The organism is Bacillus sp. T17B1, assembly GCF_026796395.1.
Taxonomy (GTDB): domain Bacteria; phylum Bacillota; class Bacilli; order Bacillales; family Bacillaceae; genus Bacillus; species Bacillus spizizenii_A.
On the sequence record NZ_JALAYA010000001.1, the window covers coordinates 35,666 to 51,304 of the forward strand.

Annotated in this window: 20 protein-coding genes, 1 pseudogene and 1 other annotated feature; of the genes and pseudogenes, 3 read left to right on the forward strand and 18 right to left on the reverse strand. The window is 43.4% G+C overall.

All coding sequences use genetic code 11. The features are described 5' to 3' along the window. Window positions 1-47 precede the first annotated feature (47 nt). Together MOF34_RS00180 and MOF34_RS00185 are read left to right on the forward strand one after the other, a co-directional pair. Window positions 48-1,235 (forward strand): IscS subfamily cysteine desulfurase, encoded by a 1,188-nt coding sequence (locus MOF34_RS00180; protein WP_268397812.1) that lies wholly within the window; start codon window positions 48-50, stop codon window positions 1,233-1,235. Continuing rightward, on the forward strand, window positions 1,195-1,737 hold the full coding sequence (locus MOF34_RS00185; protein ID WP_019715247.1) for a transcription repressor NadR: 543 nt from the start codon (window positions 1,195-1,197) through the stop codon (window positions 1,735-1,737). Before MOF34_RS00180 ends, MOF34_RS00185 begins: the two co-directional genes overlap by 41 nt. Before the next feature lie 23 nt (window positions 1,738-1,760). Here MOF34_RS00185 and pheA read toward each other — a convergent pair. The 4 genes and pseudogenes from pheA to spo0B form a co-directional block, all read right to left on the reverse strand. Then, window positions 1,761-2,615 (reverse strand): annotated as a pseudogene (gene pheA / locus MOF34_RS00190) (prephenate dehydratase). Between the two features lie 16 nt (window positions 2,616-2,631). Continuing rightward, window positions 2,632-3,075 (reverse strand): transcriptional regulator ThrR, encoded by a 444-nt coding sequence (gene thrR / locus MOF34_RS00195; protein WP_003222630.1) that lies wholly within the window; start codon window positions 3,073-3,075, stop codon window positions 2,632-2,634. A 57-nt stretch (window positions 3,076-3,132) separates the two neighbouring features. Further along, the gene (gene obgE, locus MOF34_RS00200; protein ID WP_019715249.1) at window positions 3,133-4,419 is read right to left on the reverse strand and encodes a GTPase ObgE; all 1,287 of its coding nucleotides are present in this window, start codon (window positions 4,417-4,419) and stop codon (window positions 3,133-3,135) included. A gap of 33 nt (window positions 4,420-4,452) precedes the next feature. After that, entirely contained in the window at window positions 4,453-5,031 is a 579-nt protein-coding gene (gene spo0B / locus MOF34_RS00205) for a sporulation initiation phosphotransferase Sop0B (protein ID WP_268397815.1), read from the reverse strand. A gap of 77 nt (window positions 5,032-5,108) precedes the next feature. On the opposite strand from spo0B, the gene MOF34_RS00210 reads away from it, so the two are divergent. After that, window positions 5,109-5,231, forward strand: a complete 123-nt coding sequence (locus MOF34_RS00210; RefSeq protein WP_138921989.1) for a hypothetical protein — start codon at window positions 5,109-5,111, stop codon at window positions 5,229-5,231. A 119-nt stretch (window positions 5,232-5,350) separates the two neighbouring features. On the opposite strand, the gene rpmA is transcribed toward MOF34_RS00210, so the two are convergent. From rpmA to MOF34_RS00280, 14 genes are all read right to left on the reverse strand, one after another. After that, window positions 5,351-5,635 (reverse strand): 50S ribosomal protein L27, encoded by a 285-nt coding sequence (gene rpmA / locus MOF34_RS00215; RefSeq protein WP_003222623.1) that lies wholly within the window; start codon window positions 5,633-5,635, stop codon window positions 5,351-5,353. A gap of 12 nt (window positions 5,636-5,647) precedes the next feature. Then, a complete protein-coding gene (locus MOF34_RS00220; RefSeq protein ID WP_003229669.1) occupies window positions 5,648-5,986 on the reverse strand; it encodes a ribosomal-processing cysteine protease Prp in 339 nt (112 codons plus the stop codon). 2 nt (window positions 5,987-5,988) lie between these two features. Beyond that, on the reverse strand, window positions 5,989-6,297 hold the full coding sequence (gene rplU / locus MOF34_RS00225) for a 50S ribosomal protein L21 (RefSeq protein ID WP_019715252.1): 309 nt from the start codon (window positions 6,295-6,297) through the stop codon (window positions 5,989-5,991). Between the two features lie 13 nt (window positions 6,298-6,310). Continuing rightward, window positions 6,311-6,386, reverse strand: a sequence feature (ribosomal protein L21 leader region). A gap of 57 nt (window positions 6,387-6,443) precedes the next feature. Beyond that, window positions 6,444-7,310 carry a stage IV sporulation intramembrane metalloprotease SpoIVFB gene (gene spoIVFB / locus MOF34_RS00230; RefSeq protein WP_268397819.1) on the reverse strand — a complete coding sequence of 289 codons (867 nt, stop codon included), beginning with the start codon at window positions 7,308-7,310 and terminating at the stop codon, window positions 6,444-6,446. Beyond that, the gene (spoIVFA, locus tag MOF34_RS00235; RefSeq protein ID WP_268397820.1) at window positions 7,303-8,094 is read right to left on the reverse strand and encodes a stage IV sporulation protein SpoIVFA; all 792 of its coding nucleotides are present in this window, start codon (window positions 8,092-8,094) and stop codon (window positions 7,303-7,305) included. The genes spoIVFB and spoIVFA overlap by 8 nt, the downstream gene beginning before the upstream one ends. 144 nt (window positions 8,095-8,238) lie before the next feature. Beyond that, window positions 8,239-9,045: a septum site-determining protein MinD gene (gene minD / locus MOF34_RS00240; RefSeq protein ID WP_268397822.1), complete on the reverse strand. Its 807-nt coding sequence runs from the start codon at window positions 9,043-9,045 to the stop codon at window positions 8,239-8,241. Window position 9,046: 1 nt separating this feature from the next. Beyond that, window positions 9,047-9,727 (reverse strand): septum site-determining protein MinC, encoded by a 681-nt coding sequence (gene minC / locus MOF34_RS00245; RefSeq protein ID WP_268397823.1) that lies wholly within the window; start codon window positions 9,725-9,727, stop codon window positions 9,047-9,049. Window positions 9,728-9,779: 52 nt separating this feature from the next. Further along, window positions 9,780-10,298: a rod shape-determining protein MreD gene (mreD, locus tag MOF34_RS00250; RefSeq protein ID WP_019715257.1), complete on the reverse strand. Its 519-nt coding sequence runs from the start codon at window positions 10,296-10,298 to the stop codon at window positions 9,780-9,782. Further along, entirely contained in the window at window positions 10,295-11,167 is an 873-nt protein-coding gene (gene mreC, locus MOF34_RS00255) for a rod shape-determining protein MreC (RefSeq protein WP_019715258.1), read from the reverse strand. The genes mreD and mreC overlap by 4 nt, the downstream gene beginning before the upstream one ends. Window positions 11,168-11,197: 30 nt before the next feature. Further along, entirely contained in the window at window positions 11,198-12,211 is a 1,014-nt protein-coding gene (gene mreB / locus MOF34_RS00260) for a cell shape-determining protein MreB (protein WP_019715259.1), read from the reverse strand. 91 nt (window positions 12,212-12,302) lie between these two features. Further along, window positions 12,303-12,998 carry a RadC family protein gene (radC, locus tag MOF34_RS00265; RefSeq protein ID WP_019715260.1) on the reverse strand — a complete coding sequence of 232 codons (696 nt, stop codon included), beginning with the start codon at window positions 12,996-12,998 and terminating at the stop codon, window positions 12,303-12,305. Window positions 12,999-13,034: 36 nt separating this feature from the next. Next, window positions 13,035-13,604, reverse strand: a complete 570-nt coding sequence (locus MOF34_RS00270; protein ID WP_019715261.1) for a Maf family nucleotide pyrophosphatase — start codon at window positions 13,602-13,604, stop codon at window positions 13,035-13,037. A gap of 151 nt (window positions 13,605-13,755) precedes the next feature. Continuing rightward, a complete protein-coding gene (locus MOF34_RS00275) occupies window positions 13,756-14,748 on the reverse strand; it encodes an SPOR domain-containing protein (protein WP_268397827.1) in 993 nt (330 codons plus the stop codon). A gap of 133 nt (window positions 14,749-14,881) precedes the next feature. Then, window positions 14,882-15,628, reverse strand: a complete 747-nt coding sequence (locus MOF34_RS00280; protein ID WP_268397829.1) for a prepilin peptidase — start codon at window positions 15,626-15,628, stop codon at window positions 14,882-14,884. Window positions 15,629-15,639: the final 11 nt, after the last annotated feature.

A 15,639-nucleotide genomic window follows, 5' to 3' on the forward strand; every position in this document is an offset into this window, starting at 1 on the left:
AAATAAACTCAAGAGTTTTTTATGGAGAACGGATGGAGGAAGACCGGATGATTTATTTAGACTATGCAGCGACAACGCCTATTTGTAAGGAAGCCCTTAACGTATATCAGAAGCTCAGCATGGATATGTACGGAAATGCCAGCAGCCTGCATGATGCGGGTGGAAAAGCAAAGCACATACTGGAGTACTGCCGCGAAAAAATCGCCAATATTATTGGCGGAGAAGCTAGCGGCATTTATTTTACAAGCGGAGGCTCTGAATCCAATTTTCTGTCCATTCAATCATTGCTAAACGGCCTGCCAAAAACAAAAAGACATTTCATTACGACTGCCATGGAGCATCAGTCCATTCATAGCTGTGCTGCTTTTCTGGAACAGCATGGATTTGATGTAACAATCATTGAACCGGATGAATACGGGCTTATTACCGAGGAAATATTGGCTGCTCATGTCCGTTCGGAAACGGGCCTGGTATCTATTCAGCATGCAAATTCTGAAACCGGAATTATTCAGCCCATTCAACGGCTGTCTTCATACCTGCACAAAAAGGGTATTCTTCTTCATTGCGACGCTGTTCAAACGTTTGGAAAGATCCCGATCAATACAGAAGATTTGGGAATAGATGCACTCTCAGTGTCCAGCCATAAAATCCACGGCCCTAAAGGAGTGGGCGCGGTCTATATTCGGCCCAATGTCCCTTGGAAACCCGTTTATCCTCTCGTCACTCACGAACATGGATTCAGAGCCGGCACCGTGAATGTCCCCGGAATCGGAGCCTTTACTGCCGCTGCGGAGCTAATCATAAGCGAAATGGATAAACAGATATCCCGCAATAAGACATTAAGAACCTACTTTTTAGATCAAATCAGTATTCGCTCTCTCCCTGTAACCCTTGCGGCAGACGCTGCACAAACGGAATGTCTTCCGCATATTGTTGGGTGTTTTTTTCACTCATTTGAAGGACAATATGTTATGTTAGAATGTAATCGGAGTAATATTTGCATTTCAACGGGCAGCGCTTGTTCTGCCGGTTATCACGGTCCGTCTGCAACGATGAAAGCATTAAGAAAAACAGAACAAGAAGCCTTGCAATTTATCCGCATCTCTTTTGGAAGGCATACAACGGCTAAACAGCTGGATAAGTTATTACATACGTTTACAGCGCTTTGGGAACAAAAGAAAGGAGAATTCGATATTGACCGAAGAATTAAAGCTTATGGGCGCCAACAGGCGTGACCAGCTTCTTCTGTGGCTGAAGGAATCCACATCACCGCTTACAGGAGGAGAACTCGCAAAAAAAGCGAACGTTTCAAGACAGGTTATTGTACAGGACATATCGCTCTTGAAAGCGAAAAATGAACCGATTATCGCCACAAGCCAAGGATATGTATACATGGATGCAGCCGCTCAGCAGCACCAGCAGGCCGAAAGAATCATAGCTTGTCTGCACAGTCCTGAACGGACAGAAGAGGAATTGCAGCTCATCGTGGACGAAGGCGTTACAGTAAAAGACGTAAAAATCGAGCATCCCGTATACGGGGATTTAACTGCAGCCATCCAAGTAGGCACCCGGAAGGAAGTTAGCAATTTCATTGAAAAAATCAATTCAACGAATGCCGCCTATTTATCACAGCTGACTGACGGTGTGCATCTCCACACTCTGACAGCACCCGATGAACACCGCATCGACCAAGCCTGTCAAGCACTCGAGGAAGCAGGTATTTTAATTAAAGACTAAAAAAAAGCCCTTATTGGGCTTTTTTATAATTGGTAGGACTGAAATGCACCTAGAAGCTTTACTTTGCAGCCAAGAGCTTCGAGCTCCTGCATGGCACCCGGAATCAATACCTCATCAAACGCTTTCTCAATATCAATAATAAAAAAATAATGGCCTAATCCGGTTTTAGTCGGACGTGACTCAATTTTTGACAAGTTTAAGTTTCTCCACGAAAAAGCAGACAGCACTCTGTGCAGCGCCCCTGGTTCATCCTGCGGAAGCATTACCATCAGAGTCGTTTTGGGCCGTGAACTCAATTTTTAATTAACTTCAAATGAAATGTTTTAATCAGGAGACAGGATAACAAATCTCGTATGATTATCCCTATAATCCTGTATATCTCGTTTCACAATTTTTAATTCGTATGTAGAAGCTGCCATGTCATTGGCAATGACCCCGATATTCAGCTCGGGATGGTCACTGACAAATTTTGCTGCCGCCCCGGTTGAATTGGCGTATTCATATGGAACAGAAGGAAATTGATGATGGAGAAATTTATGGCATTGCGCAATCGCGTGTGAGTGCGAGTAAATTTTGTCAAGCTCTTTCCATGCACTCTCTCTCGAAGGATGGACGAGCAAGTGCTGATGAATCGGCAATGTCATTTCACCCACGATTGGCATTGGCTGTTCATGTATTAAATAGTCTATCGTTAAATTTACTGATCCTTCTAACGCATTCTCTAAAGGAACAAAAGCGAAATCAACTTCGCCTGCAACTGCCGCATCTATACACTCCGGTATGGTTCGATAAGCAACATGTTCGGCGCCGTTTTGAAAACAAGAACTGACTGCTAGATGTGTGAATGTAGCTGCTGGACCTAAGTAACCGACTTTCATGACGATATTCTCTCCCTTATGCACCTGAGCCTAATATTTCAACCTTTTCTACAAAGTCAAACTTCCTAAGCTTATTCATTAACGTATGAATGTCCTCTTCCATGGCAGACGTACTGATAGACAGTGTCACATTTGCTCTCCCTTGAAGCGGAATGGTCTGGTGAATGGAAAGAACGTTGCTTCCAGAATCCGCTACAGCCTGCAAAAGCTGAGATAACGCACCTGACCTGTCCTCCAAATGAAAGAAAAGTGTGATAATTTGCTCTTTAACCATTGTGTAGAATGGAAAAACAGCATCTCTGTATTTATAAAACGCACTTCTGCTTAAATCGACCTTTTGAACGGCATCTGCCACTGAATCTGCTTTTTTTCGATCAAGCAGCTTTTTGACTTCCAATGTTTTTCTCATCGCATCGGGCAATACATCTTCACGGACAAGGTAAAATGTCTCCTCTTTCATTTGCATCCCCCCTTTAAAATAGAGAGCCTGACATCCAGGCTCTCCTTTTTGCCATCATTAATCAATAAATTCAAATTCGAACTCCAGAAGCCTGATAATATCTCCATCCTTGGCTCCGCGTTCTCTGAGTGCTTCATCAACACCCATTCCGCGCATTTGTCTTGCAAACCGTTTAACCGATTCATCACGTGAGAAATCAGTCATCTTGAATAACCGCTCAAGGCTGTCTCCGGAAAGCACAAATACACCGTCTGGATCGCGTGTAATGTTAAATGGCACTTCTTCATTTTCAATCGTGTACATGACACGGTTTTGTGTAAGCTCTTCCTCGTCATACAGCGGGAATTCCGGTGTCTTCTCCAGCTGATTGGCGACTTCAAACAGAAGCTCACGAAGTCCTTCTCTTGTCACCGCACTGACCGGGAATACCGGGTAATCATCCGTCAGCTTGTCTTTAAAGGCTTCAAGATTTTCCGCAGCCTGCGGCATGTCCATTTTATTTGCAACGATAATTTGCGGACGTTCAGTGAGACGCAGGTTGTACTCGCTCAGCTCCTGGTTAATCGTCACATAATCCTCATACGGATCACGGCCTTCTAAGCCCGACATGTCAATGACGTGAACGATAACCCGTGTCCGTTCGATATGACGCAAAAACTGGTGGCCAAGCCCTACGCCTTGGTGTGCGCCTTCAATCAGTCCCGGTAAATCGGCCATAACAAAGCTGCGTCCGTCATCCGTTTCAACCATGCCGAGATTTGGGACAAGCGTTGTAAAGTGGTAGTCCGCAATTTTCGGTTTTGCAGATGAGACAACAGACAGTAATGTGGATTTTCCAACACTCGGGAATCCGACAAGTCCGACATCCGCAAGCACTTTTAATTCAAGAACAACGTAGCGTTCTTTTCCCGGCTCGCCGTTTTCTGAAAGCTGAGGCGCAGGATTAGCCGGTGTAGCAAAGCGGGAATTACCTCTTCCGCCTCGTCCGCCCCTTGCAATGACAGCCTGCTGTCCATGCTCTGTTAAATCAGCGATGACCTGCTTTGTATCATCGTCTGTCACAACGGTGCCTGGCGGGACTTTAATGACCATATCATCAGCATTTCGCCCGTGCTGGTTTTTGGACATGCCATGCTCGCCGCGAATCGCTTTAAAATGCTTTTTGTATCTAAAATCCATCAGGGTACGGAGACCTTCATCCACTTCAAAAACGACGTCTCCTCCCTTTCCTCCGTCACCGCCGGCAGGGCCGCCTTTCGGCACATATTTTTCACGGCGAAACGCAACCATCCCGTTGCCGCCGTCGCCGCCTTTTACATATACTTTGACCTGATCTACAAACATAATGTCCTCCGTTCTAAACCGTTAAAAACTCCGCTAGTCCAACCCAATTTCAATCAGACATTCGTGACTTGTGATTTCAAAACGCATGATATCAACGTCCTCATATCCATTCTGACGAATATTATCAAAAGCAGATGGATCGGCAAAGGCGCCGTGAAAATCAAGGTACAGAATCAGCTGTCTGTCAGGATGATCCGTTTGCAGCGAAACGGTTAAATGATTTTCGCTTTCTCTGCTGACTGCTTGATCAAACAGATAAAACAGCTTTCTCATCAGTTTCGCCAGCTTTTGATCATAAGCCGACAAATCCTTAATTTCTCCAAGAACTTCATATTCAAGCGTCATATAATGGGTTTTCCAATTAAACGTTAGAAAATCAAACGCCAAATGCGGTGTTTTCAGGTTTGAGAGCTTTGATTCGTGCTTTGCGTCTATAACCATTTCATCAATCATTTCAAAGACGCGGTCATACTTCTGCAAACTTAAGTTTCCTTTAATCAGCTGCAGCTTATTCATCCAGTCATGCCGGGAATGGCCGAGCAGATGAATCAGTTCGTTTGTTAATGCCGTGTCGCTTATATTTTCTTCTTGATTTTGTGAAACATCCTTCATTTTCGCACTCCCAATCATTTAATTTCTTATTTAGGAGTCTGTATAAGTGTGTATTATGAATTATAACAGAGAAGGCTTTGTTAGAAAAACAATTGTTTTTCCCAGAAATATCATGTTCCTTTTTTCTGACTATGGTTGATTTGCAGCCAGGCAGAACATTTTATGTATTACTGCTTGGGGAACATATCCAGTGGGTTTGAGATGTTTATTCTCATTCTTGGCGGGGTCTGCTCGCACATACTCTGCATTTCATTCTTGATGTTTACTCCGCATATTGCAAAAAAAACTCCAGTCATCATCGACCGGAGTTTTTGAATCATTATTGAGCTACAGGATATACGCTCACTTTTTTGCGGTCACGACCAAAACGTTCGAATTTAACAGTTCCGTCGATTTTCGCAAATAGAGTGTCATCTCCGCCGCGGCCCACGTTTTCACCTGGGTAAATTTTTGTTCCGCGTTGACGGTAAAGGATAGAACCGCCTGTTACGAATTGACCGTCAGCACGTTTAGCACCTAAACGTTTAGCCTCAGAGTCACGTCCGTTCTTTGTAGAACCTACTCCTTTTTTAGAAGCGAAAAACTGAAGATCTAATCTAAGCATGTAGCTCACCTCCTATATTATGTTTGTGGTCACACGCAAGTTATCTTTGTAATCCCGTTCAATTGTCTCAAGCGAAACAATCATGCCTTCAATCAGCAGCTGAGCTTTTTGACGCGCCTCCGGATCAAGAGATTCAGGAAATTCGAAGTAAAAATAACCTCCGTCCTCCCCTATATCAAGAAGCGGCTCGAAGCCTGCGAGCACAATAACGGCGTTAACGGCTCCAAACACAACGGCTGTTACTCCGGCACAAACAAGATCTTGTCCATGTTCAGCAAAATTCGCATGGCCCGTCATTTCAAAAGACAATATGCCTTTATCATGAGACCTTCTGATTGTTGCCTGAATCATGCTTACGCGTTGATTTTTTCGATCGTCACTTTAGTGTAAGGCTGACGATGACCTTGTTTTTTATGAACGTTTTTCTTTGCTTTGTATCTGAAAACAGTGATTTTTTTCGCGCGGCCTTGTTTTTCAACTTTAGCCGTTACTGTTGCGCCTTCAACTGTAGGGTTGCCGACTTTCACGTTGTCTCCGCCAACAAACAAAACGTCTTCAAAAGTAACTGTTTCACCTGCTTCAGCAGCAAGTTTTTCGATGAAAACAGTTTGGCCTTCTTCAACTTTGATTTGTTTACCGCCTGTTTTAATGATTGCGTACATTCTCTGCACCTCCTATTAGACTAAGACTCGCCAGATACCAGGGGGCTGTAAAAGCTCTTAACACCTGTACTGAGCGGTTGTAGCAATGGTGCTACATCCATAACATTAAAAAATATATCAGAATACAAGGCGTTTGTCAATCGATTTTAATAAGGAAGCAGCAACTCCTCCATGGAGGAATTCGTCCGCTTATCGGCAAAGTAAGCATGGAGCACTTCATTCTCGTCAAGCTGGCTGAGCTTTTCGCCTGATTTCTCTATAATAATCGGGTGTTTGCAGCCGCGTTTGAACTCGGCCATCACATGATAGACTTTATCCTCTGCCTTTACTGTCAACGGCAGCAGTTCTTCAAGTTCACGGTTTTTTCCGTAATACCTTTCAAGGAGAAATCTCACATGAATATAATGTCTTTGCCTGTATTCCTCAAACAAAGAAACAGCCAGAAAGACAAACAAAACCCATGCGCTGATTTGCAGAGGAATTACAAATAGAACCCAGCACCCGAGCAGCATGCAGAAGCAGAGCGACGTTTTTAAATTCAGCCGGTGAGCCTTTTGAAAAGGCAACTGCTTGGAAAACAGCAAAAACAACAGTTTTCCGCCATCAAGCGGCCAGATCGGCAGCAGATTCACAAATAAAATAGAGAGATTATAAAAGGTGAAGAGTTCAAAGGTGTGCTGATGAATCACTGAGAGTTCTGCTAGCATCCAGGCAGCAAGCTGAAGCCAGATGTGCTGAAGAGGGCCGGCAATAATCACCGCAAACTCTTCCTTTAACGGCCGATTCCCGTGTTCTTCCACTTCCACCGTTCCGCCAAACGGAAGCAAAAAAACACGCTTGATTCTCCAGGAAAAAAACACGGCCAGAGCAGCATGCCCCAGCTCATGGACCAGTACAATCAGGAGCAGACATAATAATGCTTTTATATGGCCTGTGAGCAGCCCGAGCGCGGCGATAATCCAAAGAAAAGGATGCACATGAATCTTCAAGATAAGGTCAAGCCATTTATTCAAATGAAATCACCTGAATCGGATCAATATATTTATCGCCGTCTTTCATGGCAAAATAATAGACCCCTTTATTATGATCATCAAGTTTAATTGAGCCGAGCTTTTTTCCTTTATCTACAAAATCATATAAAGCAACATCCACATCTCTAAGCTCGCCATAAATACTGTACGTATTGTCAGCATGCTGCACCTTAACTGTCAATCCCGTCTGGCTGTCTTTGCTGACTTCAACTACATAGCCTTCTTTTATGCTATCAATTGTATCGCTGCTTGTTTCAACTTTAATCCCTTCCCCGTTGTCTTGAAAATCCTGCTGCACTTTCCCGGATGCAGGCGCGACCAGGTCTTGGCCCACTTCAACCTGCTTTTCCTTATTTTTATGTTCAGGAGCCAGAAAAGCGAGCGGATTGCCAAATTTCGTTTCAAACCAATGGCTTGCTGAGGCAAATTGAAATTCAGTTTCGAAGGTTTTGGCAACAACGGGTTTTATCTGGCTGACAGGCCCAATGTTTGTTTTATAGGCTATGGCGGAAACAAGAACAAGGCAGGCCGACAGAAGACATTTCAGGATAATTGAATCTGTTTTAACCAAAGGGTGTTTTCCGTTGAATGTTGGAATGTTATCTTCATAGACCGGAAGAGTTCCGTGCTTTTCCTGGTCCGTTACCATTACCCAAGACGGGGGTTTCTGCTTTTCAGAAACCGTCTGAGAGTAACGTTTTGAGCCGGAAAGCTGTTTTCTTCTTTTCTCTAATCGTTTTCTGATTTCATCTGCTCTGTGACTCATTGCCATCATCCTTTGCATTCGTTGGGTTTGTACATCATATGTCTTGTCCATGGCAAATATTCGATTTAGTCAGGAACAAAGCAGACAAAAAAAACCTGACACAGCAATTGCTTTGTCAGATTCTTCTCTTTGATTCTATCAACATTAAGACCTTACTCCGAAAAATGATTTAATCTTAGCCATCATTCCTTTGTTTTGCTCTTCAAGCAATTGTAAAGGAACCGATTCACCTAAGATGCGGCGGGCAATATTGCGATATGCGATGGAAGCGCGGTTTTTCGGGTCCATTGCAATCGGTTCGCCATGGTTTGAAGCTTTAATGACTTCATCATCGTCAGCCACGATTCCGAGCAAATCAATCGACAAATGCTGTACAATTTCGTCGATATCCATCGTGTCACCGTTTTTCATCAGGTGATTTCTGATTCTGTTTACAACGAGCCGCGGCGGTTCAATATTTTCCTCTTGCTCCAGCAGTCCTATAATACGGTCAGCATCACGAACAGCAGAGATTTCAGGCGTTGTGACCACAATCGCTTTATCAGCTCCGGAAACGGCATTTTTGTATCCTTGCTCAATTCCTGCAGGGCAGTCTATGATGACATAGTCAAATTCCTGTTTGAGCTCTTGGACCATATTTTTAATTTGTTCAGGAACAACGGCTGTCTTATCACTCGTTTGAGCAGCGGGCATTAAATAGAGCAGATCGTCGAAACGTTTGTCTTTTACGAGCGCCTGATGCATTTTGCATCTTCCCTCTACAACGTCTACAAGATCGTAAATAATTCTATTTTCAAGACCCATTACTACATCAAGGTTGCGCAGTCCTATATCAGTATCTAATAAACATACACGCTTCCCTAAAATGGCTAAGGCGGTACCGAGGTTAGCAGATGTTGTCGTTTTACCTACTCCGCCTTTTCCCGAAGTTATTACGATAGCCTCACCCAATTCACATTCCTCCCTCAAGCCTTGTTAGATCAGGTCTTAAATGAGCCAATTGTTGAAGGCGTTCAATGACCATATTTCCGTCTGTATCTAAATAAGCACATTCCATTTCGTTCCCTTTTTGAATGTGGTCTGGGGAGCGATTTAACACGTGATTGATTCTCAATTGTGTCGGCAGCATTTCAGAGGCGGCAATAACCGCTTGATTATTTCCGTTGAATCCGGCGTGCGCGATTCCTTTCAGTGAGCCCAGAACAAAAATGTTCCCTCCGGCCATGACTGTTCCGCCGGGATTCACGTCACCGATCAGGAGCAAGTCGCCTTTCACCTGCAGCACTTGGCCTGAACGGACAATTTTTGAAACAGAAATAACTTCAGCTTCCTCTTTCATACGCTGTGCTTCTTTTTTAGTAATGACTTCACTGTCAATAGAATGAACAAACAAATCTTTCTTTGACGCAATCAATTCGGTCAGCTGTTCCTCTTGCTCCTTATATAAAAAGCGATTTCCCAGCTTAACATGAACGCTGATTTTCTGGCCTTTGCCATCCGTATATTGTTCGATTGACAGCATATTCTGAAGACCATCGAGAAGCTCATCAAAAGAACACGCATCATCCAGATGCAATGTTAATCCATTCTTTGTTCCTTTTATTGTTATATATTGCTGCTTTTTGGTCTTCACAATATTCACCTCAACAACATACTCATTTCGTCAAAAAAAGATAAAATCCTTTTTACTCATCTCTCAATTCTTTCTTTAGACTCATAAAAAACAATCTAAATGGCAGAACCAGAATAAGAGCGGCTACAATATTTAATAAAATTGTCGGTATAAACCGGTCAAGCACAAACCCGTTAAACGTCATGATGTCTTTATGGATCAACGACTGAATGCCGAATACGTAAAATTCGAGCACGCTGACAGCGAGAACTGCTATTAATATCACCACAAATGCGTTTGTATGCAGCACTTTAAACGCTTTTGAAGCCAAATAGCATAAGCCTGCAAAACCAAACATATAAACGCCTAATAGACTTGTATAGTTCATGTCATATAGAAAACCAAAAATAAATCCGTAAATCATCGCGTGTTTTTGGTTGATGAAAGCCGACATAAATATCAAAACAAGCATCAGAAAACGCGGGGCAAGCACCTGATCATCAGTAACGAACGGAAAATGCACCAGATCCGTAAAAATGCTTTCCGCAGAAAAAACAAGCATCATAACGAAAGGGAGAAGGAAACGCTTCACGATCCTTCCTCCTCTGTATCGACAGTCGGCATATCACGGTTAACAACAATCACATTATTTAAATCGGTAAGGTCAGCAGCAGGTTTTACATACGCAACTTTCGTTAATCCATAGGAATCTGACTCGATATCAGTCACTTCACCGATTGTCAGCCCCTCTGGGAAAACGCCGCCTGTGCCTGACGTTTCAATAAGATCACCTTTTTTCACGTCTTGTTTATCCTTGCGCTCAATAATTGACATCTTAAGGCGTTTTTTGTCTCTGTCATAGCCTTCGATCAATCCGTAGCCTTTGCTGCCTTTTTTTCCGGAAATTTTTGTCGCGACTCTGTTATTGCGGTCAGTATCACTTAAAAGTTGTACAGTAGACGTAAAATTATTAAGTCCGGAACTTTTAATCTTGCCGATTAATGCGCCTTTTTCGTTTGTTACAGCCATATCTTTCGCTACATTTTGCTGTGTTCCCTTATTGATCTTGACCTGTTTCGCCCAATGATCTGGGCTTCTGGCAATGACTGTCGCTAAAATCGGCTTGTAATCTTTAATCGATTTAACATGACCAAGCTCGTCACGCAAGGATTTGTTTTCTTCTTCAAGTTCTTGAAGCTTGGCTTCATATTGTGTCTGTCCGTCAAGCTTTTCTCTCAGACGCTCGTTTTCTTTATATGTGTTTTTTAAATCATTCATGTTCTCAAATATGCCTGCAAAAAATTCGGCAGGCGTATGAAAAATATTTTGAAATACTCCCGTCGTATCGCCGATCACTTTCTCAGGCCAGGTGGTATTGCGGTCGCCCTTCAGCGAAAATCCAATCATAGCCACCAATATGATAATACACAGAAGTAATAGCATTAACCGTTTATTCGGCATCGTGTTACACCTCTTCTATTGAACTCCCGATTATCTAGTTTTCCCTTTGAAAAGATGGATGTGCTCCAGTGCTTTCCCTGTTCCGATCGCTACACAATCAAGCGGGTCTTCGGCGATAAGGACCGGCATTTTCGTTTCTTCACTGATGACTTTATCCAAATTGCGAAGAAGCGCGCCGCCGCCGGTTAACACAATACCTCTGTCCATAATATCAGCTGCAAGCTCAGGCGGTGTTTTTTCAAGTGTGCTCTTCACTGCTTCGACAATTGTAGATACAGTGTCGCGCAGAGCGTTAGAAATTTCTTTTCCTGTAATTTCGATTGTTTTCGGCAGACCTGTCAGTAAATCACGTCCGCGGATTTCCATTTTATCAGCTTCTTCAGGAGCTTCTGCAGATCCGATCTCCATTTTAATCGCTTCAGCCGTACGGTCACCAATCATCAGATTGTACGTTTTTCTGATGTAGTTGATAATCGCATCATCCATCTCATCACCAGCTACACGGATCGATTGAGATGTTACAATGCCTCCGAGTGAAATAATCGCAACCTCTGTCGTACCGCCTCCGATATCGACAACCATGCTTCCAGTCGGTTCCCAAACTGGCAGATTGGCTCCGATTGCTGCGGCAAATGGCTCTTCAATCGGATACGCGTCACGCGCCCCTGCCTGTCTTGTCGCATCAATGACAGCGCGTTCCTCAACAGCCGTAATGCCTGAAGGCACACAAACCATCACATATGGTTTTCTGGCAAACATGCCTTTATTTTTAATGGCCTGATTGATGTAATATTTCATCATCGTCGCCGTTGTTTCATAATCAGCGATAACGCCGTCTTTCATCGGGCGAAGTGCCACCACGTTGCCCGGTGTCCGTCCGATCATATTTTTCGCATCATTTCCGACAGCAACAATCGACTTCGTATCCGTTTGCAAAGCAACAACTGACGGCTCTCTCACAACAATTCCTTTTCCTTTTACAAAAACAAGCGTATTCGCAGTTCCAAGATCTATACCAAGGTCTCTTGCACCAATTCCAAACATATGTATGTATCTTCCTTTCTTAAAGCAAAAATACCCTAAAGGGAAAAACTCATAAACTCTATTATAGCTTAATTCGACGAAAAAAAAAGTGTTACAAATATCCTTTTTCCTTTAAACTCACAAATTTTTTGTCCCCGATCACCAAATGGTCAAGCAGCTCGATGCCAATCAGGTTTCCGCATTCAAACAGCCGTCTTGTCACTTCAATATCTTCCCTGCTCGGCGTCGGATCTCCAGAAGGATGATTATGAACACAGATAAAGGAAGCGGCAGATCGTTTAAACGCTTCTTTAAACACCTCTCGCGGATGGACAATAGATGAATTCAGACTTCCGATAAATACGGTGCGTTTATGGATGACTTGGTTTTTTGTATTTAAGTATAAACAGACAAAATGCTCCTGGGTTAAAAAGCGCATATCTTCCATGACAAGATTTGCGCCGTCTTCCGGGGAGCGAATGACGAAATGTTCTTCGTTGGCTAAATTATGAATACGGCTTCCAAGCTCAACTGCCGCCAGTATTTGGACCGCTTTTACCATACCGATTCCCCGGATGCTTGACAGCTCTTCAACCGATGCTTCTTTCAGCAATCGAAGTCCGTCAAAAGAGCGCAGCAACCGGTTTGACAGATCCATAACAGATTCGTGTTTCGTTCCTGTCCGTAACAATATAGCCAATAGTTCATGAGTCGCTAAGTTCTCGGCTCCGACTTTCAGGAGCCTTTCTCTTGGCTTTTCTTTCGTTGGGAAATCTCTGAGTTTTAATGGCAGATCGTGTATGATCAAGCACTCCTTTTCTTTCCCTTCCCGTTTATAGAACCGTCATGCCTTTATATTAAAATGGCGAAGAACTCTCATCGTTTTTGATATAGGAAGGCCCATGACTGAATAATAATCTCCGTCTATTTTCTTTACAAAAAGCGCGCCTCTTCCTTGGATGCCGTATGCACCTGCTTTATCCATCGGCTCTTTTGTTTCTATATAAGTCCAAATCTCTTCTTCATTGAGGGGCCAAAACGTAACTTCGGTCTTATCATAAAAAGTCTCGCTGTGATTTTCGGCTTGTATGCTGACCGCGGTAACCACTGAATGACTTCGGCCTGAAAGCCTCCGCAGCATAGAAGCAGCTTCTTCTTGATCTTTCGGTTTACCAAGGCATTCTCCGTCCAGGCATACCATTGTATCAGCGCCGATAACGATTGCATGCGGGTGGAGATCAGCTACAGCCTTAGCTTTTTGTTTTGCCAACCATTGGACGTTTTCTTCAGGTGAAAAGTTTCGATTTAATTTTTCCTCTACTTCACTGACAATAATAGAGTAGGGCAGCTGGAGAAGATCGAGGAGTTCTTTCCTGCGCGGAGATTGTGATGCAAGTATTAGTGGCTTAGTCATGTTCGTCATCCTTTCAGGGTTTGCTTAAGAAAAAAAGATACTCGTTTATCCTACCAAATCAAGAGGCTCGTCACAATTTCAGAAAAATAACTTTTTCATGACAAATTGAAAAAAAGCCTGTCACTAAAGGACAAGGCTCAGGCACTTCCTCTTATTTAATGACAGCTAACAGCTGCTGCTGAGCCTTCCATCCGGCTTCAGCATTTGGGTCCTCTAATTCCTTTAATGCCTGCAAAATCGCTTTTTTCTCTCCTGATGCTTCTGTTTTACCAAGCGACTTTTCTATTTTCTCTACACTCGCTTTTGTAATATCTTCGCCGAGAATCGCCTTTGCTGCAAGCTCCGCTGTTTCCTTGAAGGAATCTGTCATATCTGACTCTATTGATAAGGAAAGCTCCTTGCCACCCCAGGCTTCAAAATCGCTGTCGATTAAAAGCTGCCCTAGCTGCTGTGACACATCCTTATCACTGGCTAAGCCTGCGATGACATACGTATACCCGTCATCCTTTGACAGTGACACGGCGGAATAACCTTTTTCAGCCAGTTGTTCTGTTAACGTTTCGGCACCCTTTTCATTTGAGAATTTTCCGGCTTGTACAGCGTACGTTTTGTATGTACCTTGAGCTGGTGCCGCCTGTTTTTCTGCACCTGAGCTTTGTTTATCAGCAGAAGTATCTCCGGCTTTTGCCGTTTGACTGCCCAGGGATTCATCTAAAGAGGCTGGTGCAGATGCTTCTTTATTGCCCGAGATGTTCAACGCGAATAAGCCTAATCCGGTGCCTATGACAGCTGCAAAGGCAATCGTCGCCGCCACTCTTTTTACCGGCTTGGCCGCCCCGGCCTTTCCTTTTGCATACAGCTTTGTTTTTTTCTTTTGATAAGGCGGAACGACTTTTGGATCCTCTTTAAACACCTTGTCCTCTTCTGAATCCCAGTTAAATTCATCTTCATCGGGATGTTCATGGGATGCTGCGACCTCCTGTTCTGCCTTTCTCTTTTCCTCCCAATTTGAAAATGTCATATTTTTATCCGTTTCAGTCTCAGGCGTTTCTTGTTCGTAAACCGTCTCTTCTTTTCCATTAATCGTCACCTTGAGGGCTTTTTCTGCGGCTTTACTGTTTTTTTTATTCTTCCTTTTTTTCAATTCCGCTTCCTCCCTTCATTTGCTTGACCGTTCTTGTCAGCTTTTCATGCTACACACTTTAGCACAGGCAAAAAAAAAAAGAACAAGACTTTTGTCGTCTTGTCCAAAAACCGTTCGTCAAATTTTTCAGCGGTCAAACCAATGCCATTTTCATATAAAAAGAAATAATAGAGTCACCGTATAAATATGCTAAAATGCTCCCAGCCGCAATTGCGGGGGCAAAGGGAAGCGGCTGCCTTTTGGCGAGTCTTCCAGTCAGAACAGCTGCCGCTCCATACAATGCACCTATCAAAACAGAAAAGAAAAAGGCAGCTGCCAGCATTTTCACACCAAGCATATAGCCAATCACTGCAAATAGTTTAATATCTCCTCCCCCTATTCCTCCATGGGTGATTGCGGCAATTAAGGCCAGGAAAAGAAATCCGGCAACTGCACCTAACAGACTGGTATACCAGGAATCAAGCGGAGAAATCAATCTTGCTGCCGCCAAAAAGGGAAGAAAGAAAATCAAGATTCGATTTGGAATCAGCATAAAATGAATATCTGTCACTGCAACAATGATGAGAAGAGAAATAAACACCACAGCAGGAAATAGTTCCGGAGATGAGCCAAAGCGTATTCCTGCAGCGGCAAATAAACAAGCTGTCACAAGCTCGGCCGCGGGATACATAAAAGAAATTCTATGTCCGCAGCTTTTACATTTGCCCTTTTGGAAAAGGAATGACAGGATGGGAATTAATTCTGCCGCGGTTAATGTCCGCTGGCAAAACGAACATGCCGAACGGGGCTTGATAATGGATATATGTACGGGGATACGGCACCCGGCCGTATAATAAAATGAACCAAGGATCAGCCCGAGGAGAAAAAGAATGAAAAGCATAGACAACACAC

Excerpts from the sequence above, each read along its gene's own strand:
- MOF34_RS00180 (WP_268397812.1), top strand. The coding sequence starts at position 48 with ATGATTTATTTAGACTATGCAGCGACAACGCCTATTTGTAAGGAAGCC.
- thrR (WP_003222630.1), bottom strand. The coding sequence starts at position 3,075 with ATGAAAGAGGAGACATTTTACCTTGTCCGTGAAGATGTATTGCCCGAT.
- obgE (WP_019715249.1), bottom strand. The coding sequence starts at position 4,419 with ATGTTTGTAGATCAGGTCAAAGTATATGTAAAAGGCGGCGACGGCGGC.
- spo0B (WP_268397815.1), bottom strand. The coding sequence starts at position 5,031 with ATGAAGGATGTTTCACAAAATCAAGAAGAAAATATAAGCGACACGGCA.
- rpmA (WP_003222623.1), bottom strand. The coding sequence starts at position 5,635 with ATGCTTAGATTAGATCTTCAGTTTTTCGCTTCTAAAAAAGGAGTAGGT.
- MOF34_RS00220 (WP_003229669.1), bottom strand. The coding sequence starts at position 5,986 with ATGATTCAGGCAACAATCAGAAGGTCTCATGATAAAGGCATATTGTCT.
- rplU (WP_019715252.1), bottom strand. The coding sequence starts at position 6,297 with ATGTACGCAATCATTAAAACAGGCGGTAAACAAATCAAAGTTGAAGAA.
- spoIVFA (WP_268397820.1), bottom strand. The coding sequence starts at position 8,094 with ATGAGTCACAGAGCAGATGAAATCAGAAAACGATTAGAGAAAAGAAGA.
- mreC (WP_019715258.1), bottom strand. The coding sequence starts at position 11,167 with ATGCCGAATAAACGGTTAATGCTATTACTTCTGTGTATTATCATATTG.
- mreB (WP_019715259.1), bottom strand. The coding sequence starts at position 12,211 with ATGTTTGGAATTGGTGCAAGAGACCTTGGTATAGATCTTGGAACTGCG.
- MOF34_RS00270 (WP_019715261.1), bottom strand. The coding sequence starts at position 13,604 with ATGACTAAGCCACTAATACTTGCATCACAATCTCCGCGCAGGAAAGAA.
- MOF34_RS00280 (WP_268397829.1), bottom strand. The coding sequence starts at position 15,628 with ATGCTTTTCATTCTTTTTCTCCTCGGGCTGATCCTTGGTTCATTTTAT.